Raw genomic sequence first — 12,899 nt, 5'->3', positions numbered from 1 at the left:
GGCTTCTCCACCGGCGCGGTCCACGACATCAGCGGCGGAAGGGCGACCCACTGACGACGGGCCCCGGACGTCCCGGACATTCTCTTGGGGAAACTGACTCCACGGTAGCCTGGCCGGTGTGGCAGAACAGGGGCGCGACGCAGGTGACAGCCGACTGACGGAGCGTGGGCGAGCGACTCGAGAGCGCATCCTCAGGGCAGCTGCCGACATGATGCGTGTCCGGGGTGTCGCTCTCACGACCCTTGACGACGTCAGAGCGGCCAGTGGAACGAGTAAGTCCCAGCTGTATCGCCATTACCCCGACAAGGACGCTCTGGTGCGGGACGTTGTGGCCCTACGGGCCGCGGAAGTGCTCGAACGTCAGCACCAGCAACTGCGGCGGCTCAACTCCTTCCGAGGGCTGGAACGCTGGCGCGATGCGCTCATCGAACGAAACGCGCTGCACAACGGCGCCTACGGCTGTCCGCTCGGCTCGCTGGCCGGCGAGCTGGCCGACCAGGACGAGGAGGCGCGCCAGGCGATCGCCCGCCACTTCGCCACCTGGGAGGGGCTGCTCGCGGCGGGGCTCGCGAGGATGAGGGAGTCGGGGATCCTGGTACGGGACGCCGATACGGGAAAGCTTGCCACCGGCCTGATGGCAGCCGTGCAGGGGGGCTACCTCCTGGCCCAGACCGCGCAGGACGTGGCGCCCATGAAGATCGCCATCGACATGGCGATCGCCCACGTCAAGAGATACGCCGCACCCGCCGGGCAGCCTGCCGGCGACGAGTGACCGGCCGTTTTCGGCGCCAGGCACCAGGCACCAGGCGCCAGGCGCCAGGCGCGGGCGGGTGCGGGCGCACTCAGGCGGACGTGTTGACGCCGAGGGTGAAGTTGAAGTTCCCTGCGCCGTAGCGGCCCAGACCCATCATCAACAGGCCAGTTCCCTCCAGCCAGCGCGCCATTTCCAGGGAGCCGGTGTCCAGCGGCCGCAGCCCGAGGCTCTTGACGAACGCCGACACGGTTGCCTTGGCCTGGGCGTCGTCACCGGCGAGGAGCACGTCCAGCGGGCGGCCCTGGGCCAGGACGTGGCCGAAAACGGTGTTGAACGCCTTCACGACGTGTGCGCCGGCGGGGGCGACCTTGGCGACCTCCTGCGCGATGGAGGTGCCGGCAGCGGTGGTGAGCCTGGTGGCGTCGGAGTTGAAGGCGTTGGTGATGTCGATGATGACCTTGCCGGCCAGCGCGTGCCCGTACTGGGCCACGACCGGCACCGCGTTGTCGTGCGGCACGGCGAGTATGACGATGTCGCCGGCCGGTGCGGTGCCGGACGTCCCGGCCGTGGTGCCGCTGCCGAGGGCCTCGGCCAGGTTCTTGGCCCTGGCCGCGTCGCGGCCGATGACCTCGACGGCGTTGCCGCCTGCGACCGCCCGGGCGGCGATGGTGCGGGCCATGTTTCCCAGGCCGATGATGCTGATGCTGCTCATGATGTATCCCGTTCCTCAGTGGTGACAGATGTGGTGGGGACGCGACCTGCTTGTCGTTCTTCCGTCTGTGCCGCTCGCGCCGGGGGTCAGGCCCAGCGCGCTCCGCCGTCGACGTGGAGGGTCTCGCCGGTGATGAAAGGGTTGGTCAGCAGTGCGAGGGTGGCGGCCGCGACGTCGGAGGGCTCCCCGACACGGCGCGCCGGCGCGGAGGCCGCGACCCGCTGGAACAACTCGTTCTTGTCGGGTACCGCGGTGTTCCACGCGCTGGTGGTGATCACTCCGGGCGAGATGGCGTTGACGCGCGTGGGCGCCAGTTCAACCGCGAGAGCGGATGCGAGCGCGCTGACGCTGCCGTTGGTGGCCGCCATCACGACGCCTCCCGGTGACGGCCGCCACGCACCCAGGCCGGAGAAGAACAGCAGCGAGCCCTCCTCCGCGATCATCGGGGCGAAGTGCTTGGCCAGCAGGATCGGTCCGAGGACCTTGGCGTCGAAGGCCGCGAGCAGCGCGCGGCGCTCGAGGGAGGCGACCGGCCCGTTGGTCCGTTCCGTGGCGACGCTGACAAGGTGGTCGAGCCCGCCGGTGGCCCTGACCTGATCCGCGGCCGCCTGGACCGACCCCTCGTCCGACAGGTCGAGGGCGACAGGCCGGACCTTGTCCCCGAGGGCGTTCGCCGCGACGGCCGCCTTCTCGATGTTCCGGCCCGCGAGGGTGATCCGCGCGCCCTCTTCCAGGAGATCGGTGGCCAGGGCGGCAGTGATGTCCGAGCCGGCTCCCACGATCAGAACGTGCTTGTCCTTCAGCGAATACGCCATCGAATGCTCCTCGAAGTTGCACAGGACGAGCGGTGCGCCCGCCCTCTGTCTGCTGTGCAACTGCCGACAGGAAGCCACCCTTCCCGTCCTAGGATCGATAGAAAGACGGGTTGCGATAAATATTTCTCATACCAACTGGAGGGAGTACGCGCCTGCCCCGCGTCGCCGCCGTCTCCATCTCCTGCACCTGGGCTGCGGACCGCCGTCGTGCGCGCGCCCGACTGCCGTCGGCCGTGCGGCGATGCCGTGCACGAGGCGCACGCCGTCCCGACTTCGGGGGGACGGTGGTGCCACTCGTGAACGACCGGGGCGAGTACGGAGATTCAGGCTCTGCGCGCAGGCCAACCGCACTGATCCCCCGACCGAAGAGAAGCCACGTGACGAGGAACTGATCGACCCCGGTCATCCCGGCAGCCGGGACCGGGCGCGCGGCTGGGGCGGCGCGAGCGTTCCTCGGCCCGGCGGGCAGGGGGACCATCTCCGGTAGACGTCCGGTCGACGCCTCACCCCTTGAATGGAGCCGTCCACCCCGCCGCGGCCCGAAGGCATCGGCGTTCACATCGCTCCGTCCATGGCATGGAGGCCGTGATGACTGCTTCTGACGATTTCCCCTCCTTCGAGGATCCCTCGGCCTCCAACCCACTCCGCTCGCAGGAGGGGTACGACGAGGACGAGCTCGGCGAGGACGTTCTCGACCGGGGCTACTCGCCGGCCGAATCACCGTTCGCCGTCAACGACTGGGGACTCACCGCAAGAGAGGGAGCTTCCCACGAGGACCTCACGCACCGGCTGCGGCGGGAGCTCCCCGAGAACGACCCGTCCGACGACGACGGCGACGGGCTCGGCGACACGGTCGGTACGGATGGAGAGCTCATCGACGACCAGGTCGGCGCCAAGCGGGCGGGGCGCCTCCTGGGCCGGGACACCGGCATCGCGACCACCGGCTACGACGGTGACGACTACTGGGCGCGGGACGTCGGCATCGACGGCGGCGCGTCCTCCGCGGAGGAGGCGGCCGTCCACATCGTGCCGGACGCGGACGACGACTACTGAACGCCGCCCCCGTCCACCGCCGCCGCGCGAACCGAGTCGGCACGCGGTGACAGGACGGCAGCGGCGGCGGATGCCCGACAGCCCGGGTAGCGTGGAAGTGGGGCAAACCCACAAAACGGCACGAGCAGGCTGCCACGGCAGGGCCGGAACGGGATGCACCGGGCCCGGGCCTCGTGGGCGGCGTGAGGTAAGAAGCCGCCGCCCGCTGACGCCCATCCCACAGGGCCGTCACGACGGCATCGACAACCGACAGCGAAGGACGGCGAGCATGGCCATCGTCTCGCGAGGTTTCCACGGCCGAAGGCCGCTCGAAAGTGCCAGACTGCCGCCCGGTCAGTACGAGACCACCAGCTTCCCCGTGCTGTCCGCCGGACCCACCCCCCGTGTGCCACGGGAGACCTGGGAGCTGTCCGTCACCACGGAGACGGGGCAGCGGCGCACATGGGACTGGGACGGCCTGATGGCCCTGCCGGCGGAGTCCCCGACGGTCGACCTGCACTGCGTGACCAAATGGTCGAAGTTCGGCACCGAATGGCGGGGCGTCTCCCTGGACGTCCTGCTGGCGGACGTGGAGACCGCGGCGGAGCACGTCCTCGTCGGCTCCTACGGCGGCTACACCACCAACATTCCGCTCGCCGATCTGCTCGACGGCAAGGCATGGATCGCCTACGGATACGGCGGCGGTGACCTGACGCCCGAGCACGGAGGGCCCGCACGGCTCCTCGTCCCGCACCTGTACCTGTGGAAGTCGGCGAAGTGGGTGCGGGACATCCGGCTGACAGAGAGCGACGTCCCCGGCTTCTGGGAAGGCGCCGGCTACCACAACTACGGAGACCCATGGCGGGAACAGCGGTACCAGGGAGACTAGGAGAGCGGCTCCGGTGGCGAGTCGCCGAGGTGACCGGCCGCCGGGCGGAATCCGCCACAGCGGTGACACTGGAGCTCGACGTACCCGAGTGGCCCGGGCACACGGCCGGCCAGCACGTGGACGTCAGGCTGACCGCGGAGGACGGGTACAGCACCCAGCGCAGCTACTCCATCGCCTCCGCGCCCGGGGAAGGCCGCCTCGAGCTCACTGTCCAGCGCCTGCCCGACGGTGAGGTGTCGCCCTATCTGGTCGACGGACTCGCCCCCGGCGACCAGCTGGAACTGCGCGGCCCGGTCGGTGGCTGGTTCGTCTGGCACCACAGGCAGACGGAGCCGGTACTGCTCGTGGCGGGCGGCTCCGGCCTCGTCCCGCTGATGAGCATGGTCCGCGCTCGCGAGGCAGCCGGCAGCAGGACGCCGTTTCGGCTCCTGTACTCCGTGAGGACCCCCGAAGACCTGCTGTACCGCTCCGAGCTCCGCATGGGGGCTCCGGGGCTGGACACCACCCTTCTCTACACCCGGGAGACGCCCGCCGACGCGCCGCGCCCTCCCGGTCGCATCACGCCCGACGATCTTGCACGAAAGGGCTGGCCCCCCGACTTCGAGCCGACCTGCTATGTGTGCGGGCCCACGGGGTTCGTCGAGAAGGCGGCCGCCTATCTGGTGTTGCTCGGACACGCGCCGGAGCGTGTCCGCACCGAACGCTTCGGCGACAGTGGAGGTTGAGATGACGCCGACGAGGACGGATGAACCGGACGCGGACGGCGTCCCTGACGGACACATCGACGGAAACGCTCTGGCGGGTCCCCTCTCCGAGGTGTTCGCCGTCGACGTCACCGCCGCGACGAGCCGGTGCGCACACTGCGGCTGTACGGGTCCGCTCGCCCGCCTGTACGTGTACGACAAGGCCCCGGGCCTCGTCGCGCGCTGTCAGCAGTGCGGCGGAGTCGTGCTGCGCATGGTGCGTGCGAGGGGCGCCGCATGCCTCGACATGACCGGCGTCGGCCTGCTGTCGATCCCGCTGGGGGAGGCGGGCGTCCAAGGGGCCTGACGACGGGGGCGCACAGGCGTTCCCGGCCGTCGGGCCGCCGTTCCGAACGCGCGCACAGCCCGACGCAGCGCTACGTGCCGTCGTCGGGCTGCTCCAGGACGCGAAAGCGTGCTTTGCCGACACGGATCACACCGTCGGTCAGCGGTGTGCACCGGACACCGCCCTTGCCCCGCAGTGCCCGCTGTGCGCCCGGCCCGATGACGGCGTCCATCCATGCGCAGGGCCGTGCGGCTCGGTTGACCGCCAGCGCCACGGGGCCGTCGCCGCTGTCGAGTTCGATGGTCCGGCCGATGAAGGAGTCGATGTCGATGCCACGGAGCAGGACGTTTCGGCGGGTCTGCCCGAGATCGGCGCCGAAGGGCAGGCCTTCCACGGCCATCACGGTGACTGCCGCGTCCCGGTGCGCCGGCCGGGCGAAGTAGCGGTCGCCGACGATCCCCAGCCGGCTGCGCACCTCGACCTGCTCGACCAGGCCACCGTCCGGGTCCGCCGCCGCGCCGTCGGCCGGGCGTCCGGCGTACCGGTGCACCGGCGAGACGAGCAGCTGAACGACCTCCACCTCGCGGGGAGGGCTGCCGGGGGTACTCATGTCGAGGCGGACTCCACTCCTGTGCCGGTGCGGTTCACCGTCTTTGGGGCGATCAGGCCGACGACGCACGTGGCGACCTCGGCCGCGGCGTCCGTGGCCCCTTCGAGGGCTGCCGGGTAGGCGCCCGCGACCTGCTGGTGGCGCGCCACCGAGAAGATCGGTGCGACGCCGACGCCGACGCCAACGCCGAGGCCCCGCGTCGTGGTATCGGTGATGGCGGTCGGCACTGCGTCGGACCGGTTGTCCAGCGCACTGGTCATCTCTCCCGCGCCCTTCCCTGGCGAAGCGAACCGTTGAGGGCCGACAGGACGTGATCGGGCTGCGGTCGATCGGGCTGCGGTCCTCTTGGCCCGCCCGATGGTAGTCCGGCGGACCAGGACGTGGCGGGCCGCGCGACCGGGTGTCGACGCGCAGTGGAGGCGCAGTGGACGGCACGACCTCGGAGAGCCGTCCGGAGCACGGCTGGATCCACGCGTGTCTCGCGGCACCGATCCGAACGGGACCCCACGGCCGTGTCAGGCGGAGGCGTCGTCCGGGCCGGCCAGGACGAGCGACAGGCTGCCCGCCGCGCCGTCGGCGAGACGGATCGGGATGCCCCAGTCCTGCTGGTGGACATGGCAGGCCGGGAACGGGATGTCCGGGTCGTCGTCGCAGGACGCGGCCGTCGCGGACACGTGCAGCACACCCTCCGGAACCGTCGGGTCCAGTTCGAGCAAGCGGGCCGGGCCGGCGTCCGCACCCTCCCCCGTGCGCAGCAGTTCGGGTGGGGAGGCGGAGACCAGGAGCCGGGTGGAGGGCCCGTATCGCGTGTCCGGCTTCTGTCCGGGAGGCGCTCGGAAGACGACCTCCAGTCGCAGGATGCCCGGTGCCACCTCCGTCACGTCCCGTCGGGTGCGGGGGCCGGCGGACGCCCGACGCACGGCCTCCTGCGGCAGGCGCAACCGGGTCAGCCGGTGCCCGGCCGACTCGACGACCACGATGTCGTCCCCGACGACTACGGCGTCACTGGGCTCGCGCAGGTCGGTGGCCAGCGTGCTGACCTCGCCGGTCGCCGTGTCGTAGCGGCGCAGGGCGTGGTTGTAGGTGTCGGCGACGGCCACCGAGCCGTCGGGCAGGGCCGTCACGCCCAGCGGATGCTGCAGCAGGGCCTGGCCGGCCGGACCGTCTCGGTGCCCGAAGTCGAACAGTCCGGTCCCGACGGCCGTTCGGACCGTGCCGTCGAGGTCGACCCAGCGCAGTGCGGAGGTCTCGGAATCGGCGATCCAGAGCCTCTCCCCGGACGCCGCCAGCCCGGACGGCTGCGCGAACCAGGCCTCGTCGCCGGGCCCGTCGACGAGTCCTTCGTTGGACGTCCCCGCCGTGACGGCGACGCTGCCGTCCCGCGGGTCGTAGGCCCACAGCTGGTGCACGCCGGCCATGGCGATCCACACCCGGTCGTTCCACAGGGCGACGTCCCAGGGCGAGGAGAGGCTGACGGCACGGCCCGGTCCGGACGTGGGTTCCCCACGCATCCACGGCCGGCCCGTGCCGGCCAGGGTGGAGACGTCGCCGGTGACGGGGTCGTAGCGGCGCAGCGCGTGGTTGACGGTGTCGGCGACGACCACCGAGCCGTCGTCGAGCAGAGCGAGGCCCTGCGGCTCGCTGAAGGACGCGTTGGCGGCGGCACCGTCCGCGAAGCCCCGCTCTCCGCTCCCGACCCGCCGCACGACGCTCTCACCGTCCTGTGCCAGCTCCACCAGTTGGTGCCGGGTGGTGTCACTGACCAGGAGCGTCCCGGAGGGCAGCAGCAGCGCCTTGCCGGGGAAGCGCAGGATCGTCGGCTCCGGTTCGGGCGCGACGTACGGGGCGTCGCCGCGTCGCAGTGTGCCCTTGGCCAGGTGCTCGGCCTCCAACTCCTCGACCAGCCGCTCGATGGCGGGCGCGTGTCCCTCGCCCGCGTACTGGGCGACGACGTAGCCCTCGGGGTCGATCACGACGAGGGTGGGCCAGGCGCGTACCGCGTACTGCTTCCAGGTGGCCAACTCCGGGTCGTCCAGCACGGGGTGCTCGACGGCGTAGCGTTCGACGGAGTCCAGAACGGCCCTGTGATCGGCTTCGTGCACGAACTTCGGTGAATGCACACCGACGATCACAACGGTGTCCCGGTGTCTCTCCTCCAGCCCGCGCAGTTCGTCGAGGGCGTGCAGGCAGTTGATGCAGCAGAAGGTCCAGAAGTCGACGATCACGATCCGCCCGCGCAAGGCCGCCAAAGTCGGCTCCCGGTCGCCGGTGTTGATCCAGCCGCCCCTGCCCTCCAGCTCAGGGGCGCGAACCCGTATGCGCTTGGCCATGCGTCAAGCCAACCACACGGTCGGAGTGCCGCGCCTGCGGTGCGGCGGGAGCCTCGGAGTGCCCGTCATACGTGACCGGGCCCGCCGCTGCCGAAGGCTCCGCTGGAACCCGGCAGCCAGCGACGACGGGTCTGGTCCTCGCTCCGACGGCTGGGGGAGTGACGGAGCTGGTACGGCCGCAGTCGCGGGGCACCGTCCGCCGCCGGCGGGATCTCGTCGGGCTCGCGCCTCTCGAACTCCTCGTGCACGGCCCCGGTCGCCGGGAGCATGCCGTGCTCCTCGGCGCGGGGACGCCGGGGCTCCCGGTCCATGACTCTCACGCCCAGGCACACGGCCCAGACCAACGCACCCGCGATCACCAGCCCTCCGACGAAGGCGACCGTCGGGAGCGTGTGTGAGGACGCGGCGAGTGGTTCGTACGCTTCGGTGTTCATGGAATGTTGCTGTCCCTCTCATCCGGTGTGGAACGCCAGTAACGTGCCGCTTCGTCGGTGAAGCGAGCGGTGGGCTGCCGGTTCGCCGTACGTCCGTGTCCGCGCGCCCTGCTGCGGTGCGGGGCGGTACGGACGGCGCGTGAGGAGAGGTGGGGCACGTGGGCGACGAGCGACCTCGACGCGGGCCAGGAGCGTGAGCGCTCGTTCCGTCTCGGAGCCGTGCCTGGTCAGCGCCTCGGGGGCGAGCCCGCGTCAGCGGCGTCCAGTGCGGCGAGGCGATCGACGGGGAACGCCTGCGGGGCCCGGTGGCAGGGCGGACTGTGATCCGGTCGGCCGGTGCTTCGGCGCCGTCCTCCGCCGGCAGGCCGTCGAGGTTCTCGGTCATGGTGCCGTCCTCCTGTGGTCCCACGGGGACCCGCGGTCTCCGCCCAGCTGATTCGCGTCGGCGGAGCCGTGCTCCTTACCCGCGGACGGCGCGTCGTGCGCCACGCACGCCACCTCGCCGACGGGTGGCAGCCCCGGTGGAGGTGAGGGGCGGCCCGGTCCATTGCCACACTGGCAATGGACTATGTAGTCCAGTATCGACCTGCTAATCTCTGCGGGAGTTAACCTGGCCGACGTGGCAGGACGGGTGCGGGAAAACGGCGACTCTCGGCTCACCGGGCGAGGGCGAGCCACTCGAGAGCGCATCCTGACGGCTGCTGCCGACATGATGTATGTCAAAGGTGTGGCGCTCACAACGCTCGACGACGTCAGGGCGGCCAGCGGAACGAGCAAGTCCCAGCTGTACCGCCACTATCCTGACAAGGACGCCTTGATGCGGGACGTCGTCGCATTGCGGGCCGCTGAAGTGCTCGAGCGCCAGCACCAACACCTGCAGCGTCTCAGCTCCTTCCGTGGACTGGAACGCTGGCGTGATGCGCTGATCGAGCGCAACGCGCTGCACAACGGGGCCTACGGCTGCCCGCTCGGTTCTCTGGCGAGCGAACTGGCCGACCAGGACGAGGAGGTGCGCAGGGCGATGGCCCGGCACTTCGCAGCCTGGGAAGGCCTCCTCGAAGCCGGGCTCGCCAGAATGAGGGACTCGGGAGTCCTCCGGGCGGACGCCGACGTCAGCGGGCTCGCCACCGGCCTCATGGCGGCGCTGCAGGGTGGCTACCTCCTCGCGCAGACGGCGCGGGACGTCGAGCCGATGCGCATCGCCCTCGACATGGCGATCGCCCACGTCAAGGCGCACGCGGCTCCCGCCGGGGAAGCGCCGCCGGAGGTCGGCGCCGGCGTGCGCTGACGGCGTCGGCGGGCGCCCGGGCATTGCCTTCCGCGCACGCCACGTCCTTTGGCACGGATGCGTTCAAAGTTGTCGCGGAAAGTGAAGTATGGCCACCTTGGAAGGGACTATTTAGTCCAGAAATTCGACGCGCCCTGCGGTATGTTCGAGGAAGGTGGTCCCTCTCGCGGACGGCCGGGCAACACATCCTCGAGGCCTCAGGGCGGTACGAGCCATGCACACAGGCATCCAGTTCTCAGTCCTCGGCCCGGTCCGACTGCACAGGCAAGGAGTCGAGGAGGCGGCCGGCCAGCCGAGGCAGTGCGCGGTCCTCGCCTCGCTCTTGCTCAGAGCGGGCAGGCCGGTCAGCCTCTCGACGCTGGTGGAGGACGTGTGGGGCGACGAAGCTCCTCCCTCCGCCGTCGGCTCGGTGCGCACATACGTCTACCGGCTCAGGCAGGCCCTCGGCGAGCGGAGCGAAAGCTTCGTCAGGCTCGTCGACGGCGGCTACCTGCTCCATGTCAGACCGGACGGCTTGGACCTGAACCGCTTCAAGCAGACGACGGCCAAGGCGCGCGAAGCGCGCGGCGGAGGAGACCTCGCACTGGCAGCGGACCTGCTGTCCGAGAGCCTCGGAATGTGGAAGGGCGTCGCTCTGGCCGGCGTGCCCGGACCGTTCGCCGCCATGCAGCGAAGCGTGCTGGGCGAGCTGCGACTCGCCTGCGCCGAGGAGCAGCTGGCCTGCGAAGTGGAGCGGGGGCGCTTTGCCGAGGCCGCCGCGGAGCTGTCCGCTCTGCTCGTCGAACACCCGCTGCGCGAGCGCGTCTGCGGTCTGCTCATGACCGCCCTGTACGGAGCGGGACGGCAGTCCGAGGCCCTGACGATCTACCACACGACCAGCCACCTGCTGCGTCAGCGCCTCGGAGTCAACCCCTCACCGGAGCTGCAGCAGGTGCACGAGCGCATTCTCTCCGGGCGATTCCGGCTTCCGCGGAGCACGGACGGCCCGGTCCGCGAGCGGCACTCCGCGTCGCCCCGGGCGCCCGCGCAGCTGCCGGCCGGTCTCCCCAGCCTTGTCGGGCGTGAGAAGGAGCAGGAGCAGCTGGAGCGGCTGGCGGACGACGCGGCGGTCTCGTCCTCGGTGGCCATCTGTGTCGTCGGCGGGATGGCGGGGGTCGGCAAGACGGCCTTCGCCACAGCCACCGGCCACCGTCTGGCCGATCGCTTCCCCGACGGACAACTCTTCGCCGACCTGCACGGCGTCGACGCCGAGGCCGAGCCCCGCGACCCCGCTGAGGTACTCGCGGGCTTCCTGCACGCCCTGGGGGTGCGGCCGGAAGCCGTACCCGAGACCGCGCAGGCCCGAGGGCTGATGTTCCGCGGCCTGCTGGCGACGCGTCGCATGCTCGTCGTGCTCGACAACGCCCGCAGCACGAACCAGCTCAAGGACCTCCTTCCGGGGAGCCCCGGTTCCATGGCCCTCGTCACCAGTCGCATGCAGCTGCACACGCTGGTGGCGGCATATCAGGCGCTCCCACTGACCCTGCTGCCACTGAGCCAGGCCGACGCGCGCAGTTTCCTGGCCCGTCGCCTCGGCGCGGCGAGGACCGCGGCCGAGCCGGAGGCCGTCGACCGTATGATCCAGTTCGCCGGGTGCCTCCCCCTCGCGCTGGCCAACGTGGCAGCCCGCGCGGCCTACCGCCCCCAGATGCGTTTGGCGAGCCTGGCCGACGAGTGCGCTCCGTCCGGACACGGCGCCCTGGACGCCTTCGCCGGCGACGAGGACCCGGTACTCGACGTCCGTGCCTCGATTGCCCGGTCCTACGGTTTGCTGGATCCGGAGGCGGCTTCCCTCTTCCGTGCCCTCAGTGGTGCGCCCGGAGCCATGTTCGCCGCCTCCGACGCCGCGCACATGGTCGCCCAGCCCGAACACCGGGTCCGGCAGACGCTGCCGCGGCTGGTCCACGCACACCTCATCTCAGAGGTCGGGCCAGGCAGGTACAGCTGGAACCGGCTCGTCGCCGCGTTCGCCGCCGAGCGGCTCGCGGCACCCGGCCGGGCTCCGGGGGCCTGACGCCCGTCGGTGCGCACTGGCGACAGGAAGCCGAGTACGTACCCGTTCATGGTCGCTTTCATGAGGATTGCCTCCCCGCGCTGCCCAGCCGTGGCAGACCGCAGGGGAAATGCGGAGTTGTCCCGGGGGGTCGAGTGGCGACTTCGCGTAGACGGTCTGTAGATGCGGGCGTGGTTGGCTCTTTCACACGAGATGACCTGGGGATTTGAGAGCCATGCACCCTGCGGATGCCGGACAGTCGTGTCACTCGGGTTCAAGCAGCGCCGCCGGAGGTGACCAGGAGACTCGGACGGAAGGGAAATCCGGGCGGCCGGGGTCCTTGGATCCGGAATCCGCCGCGTGGGTCGATGCGCTGAAGGACCGGAGCGGAGCGGAATACGAGCCGACCTGTGCGCGCCTGCACGCGCTGCTGGTCCGGATCGCGATGGATGACGTTTTCCGCCGAGGATGCCGTTATCGGATCACGGGACCCGAGCTGAATGACCTCGCCCATCAGGTGGCTGCTGACGCCTTGATGAGGATCACGCATAAGATCCACGACTTCCGTGGTGACGCAAGGTTCACCACCTGGGCGTTCCGGTTTGTGGTGCTTGAGGTTTCCAGCAAGCTCAGCCGTCATTTCTGGCGTGTGTCGACTGCCCGTTTCGACCTGGAGGAGTGGGCGCAGGTACCAGACCGCTCCGGAGCCGACCCGGTCAGCTGTTGCCAGGCACAAGAGCTGGTCGAGGCCGTCCAGGATGCCGTCGACACAGCACTGAGCATCCGGCAGCGCCAGGTCTTCACCGAGGTCGTCCTCAAGGGGACCCCCCTGGAGACGTTGGCCGACGAGCTGGAGACGAACCGGAACGCTCTCTACAAGACCATGTTCGACGCACGCAAGAAGCTGCGCGCCAGGCTGGTCGCGGAGGGCCACCTGGGGCCTGTCTGACCGTTCCCGTCTGCCTCGCGACCCC

14 protein-coding genes are annotated in these 12,899 nt (G+C 70.6%); 8 read left to right on the top strand and 6 right to left on the bottom strand.

Annotated features, from left to right (window positions below; genetic code table 11):
* The first annotated feature begins 118 nt into the window (after window positions 1-118).
* Complete coding sequence (locus tag C4J65_RS02435) at window positions 119-772, top strand: TetR/AcrR family transcriptional regulator (RefSeq protein ID WP_205350946.1); 654 nt, start codon at window positions 119-121, stop codon at window positions 770-772.
* A 70-nt stretch (window positions 773-842) separates the two neighbouring features.
* Here C4J65_RS02435 and C4J65_RS02430 read toward each other — a convergent pair whose 3' ends face one another.
* Complete coding sequence (locus C4J65_RS02430) at window positions 843-1,466, bottom strand: NAD(P)-binding domain-containing protein (RefSeq protein ID WP_115740867.1); 624 nt, start codon at window positions 1,464-1,466, stop codon at window positions 843-845.
* An 86-nt stretch (window positions 1,467-1,552) separates the two neighbouring features.
* Window positions 1,553-2,281 carry an SDR family oxidoreductase gene (locus C4J65_RS02425; RefSeq protein WP_115740866.1) on the bottom strand — a complete coding sequence of 243 codons (729 nt, stop codon included), beginning with the start codon at window positions 2,279-2,281 and terminating at the stop codon, window positions 1,553-1,555.
* A gap of 588 nt (window positions 2,282-2,869) precedes the next feature.
* On the opposite strand from C4J65_RS02425, the gene C4J65_RS02420 reads away from it, so the two are divergent.
* The 4 genes from C4J65_RS02420 (at window position 2,870) to C4J65_RS02405 (ending at window position 5,252) form a co-directional block, all read left to right on the top strand.
* Window positions 2,870-3,334, top strand: a complete 465-nt coding sequence (locus C4J65_RS02420; RefSeq protein ID WP_115746262.1) for a DUF5709 domain-containing protein — start codon at window positions 2,870-2,872, stop codon at window positions 3,332-3,334.
* A gap of 268 nt (window positions 3,335-3,602) precedes the next feature.
* On the top strand, window positions 3,603-4,202 hold the full coding sequence (locus C4J65_RS02415; protein ID WP_115740865.1) for a molybdopterin-dependent oxidoreductase: 600 nt from the start codon (window positions 3,603-3,605) through the stop codon (window positions 4,200-4,202).
* The gene (locus C4J65_RS02410) at window positions 4,172-4,927 is read left to right on the top strand and encodes a ferredoxin reductase (protein ID WP_115740864.1); all 756 of its coding nucleotides are present in this window, start codon (window positions 4,172-4,174) and stop codon (window positions 4,925-4,927) included. The genes C4J65_RS02415 and C4J65_RS02410 overlap by 31 nt, the downstream gene beginning before the upstream one ends.
* A 1-nt stretch (window position 4,928) precedes the next feature.
* The gene (locus C4J65_RS02405) at window positions 4,929-5,252 is read left to right on the top strand and encodes a DUF6510 family protein (protein ID WP_115740863.1); all 324 of its coding nucleotides are present in this window, start codon (window positions 4,929-4,931) and stop codon (window positions 5,250-5,252) included.
* Window positions 5,253-5,322: 70 nt separating this feature from the next.
* On the opposite strand, the gene C4J65_RS02400 is transcribed toward C4J65_RS02405, so the two are convergent.
* The 4 genes from C4J65_RS02400 to C4J65_RS02385 all read right to left on the bottom strand — a co-directional run bounded on the left by C4J65_RS02400 (window position 5,323) and on the right by C4J65_RS02385 (window position 8,605).
* Complete coding sequence (locus C4J65_RS02400) at window positions 5,323-5,841, bottom strand: molybdenum cofactor biosysynthesis protein (RefSeq protein WP_115740862.1); 519 nt, start codon at window positions 5,839-5,841, stop codon at window positions 5,323-5,325.
* Window positions 5,838-6,101: a hypothetical protein gene (locus C4J65_RS02395; protein ID WP_115740861.1), complete on the bottom strand. Its 264-nt coding sequence runs from the start codon at window positions 6,099-6,101 to the stop codon at window positions 5,838-5,840. The genes C4J65_RS02400 and C4J65_RS02395 overlap by 4 nt, the downstream gene beginning before the upstream one ends.
* 255 nt (window positions 6,102-6,356) lie before the next feature.
* Window positions 6,357-8,171, bottom strand: coding sequence for an NHL domain-containing thioredoxin family protein (locus C4J65_RS02390; RefSeq protein WP_115740860.1), 1,815 nt, complete (start codon window positions 8,169-8,171; stop codon window positions 6,357-6,359).
* A 65-nt stretch (window positions 8,172-8,236) separates the two neighbouring features.
* The gene (locus C4J65_RS02385) at window positions 8,237-8,605 is read right to left on the bottom strand and encodes a DUF6479 family protein (protein WP_115740859.1); all 369 of its coding nucleotides are present in this window, start codon (window positions 8,603-8,605) and stop codon (window positions 8,237-8,239) included.
* 619 nt (window positions 8,606-9,224) lie between these two features.
* Here C4J65_RS02385 and C4J65_RS02380 point away from each other — a divergent pair.
* The 3 genes from C4J65_RS02380 to C4J65_RS02370 all read left to right on the top strand — a co-directional run bounded on the left by C4J65_RS02380 (window position 9,225) and on the right by C4J65_RS02370 (window position 12,874).
* On the top strand, window positions 9,225-9,893 hold the full coding sequence (locus C4J65_RS02380) for a TetR/AcrR family transcriptional regulator (RefSeq protein WP_240330364.1): 669 nt from the start codon (window positions 9,225-9,227) through the stop codon (window positions 9,891-9,893).
* 214 nt (window positions 9,894-10,107) lie between these two features.
* Window positions 10,108-11,946 (top strand): BTAD domain-containing putative transcriptional regulator, encoded by a 1,839-nt coding sequence (locus tag C4J65_RS02375; RefSeq protein WP_115740857.1) that lies wholly within the window; start codon window positions 10,108-10,110, stop codon window positions 11,944-11,946.
* Between the two features lie 319 nt (window positions 11,947-12,265).
* The gene (locus C4J65_RS02370) at window positions 12,266-12,874 is read left to right on the top strand and encodes a sigma-70 family RNA polymerase sigma factor (protein ID WP_240330363.1); all 609 of its coding nucleotides are present in this window, start codon (window positions 12,266-12,268) and stop codon (window positions 12,872-12,874) included.
* The last annotated feature ends 25 nt before the right edge of the window (window positions 12,875-12,899 follow it).

Origin of the sequence: Streptomyces sp. CB09001, from assembly GCF_003369795.1 — a bacterium.
Taxonomy (GTDB): domain Bacteria; phylum Actinomycetota; class Actinomycetes; order Streptomycetales; family Streptomycetaceae; genus Streptomyces.
This window is presented reverse-complemented; position numbering and strand designations above follow the sequence as displayed.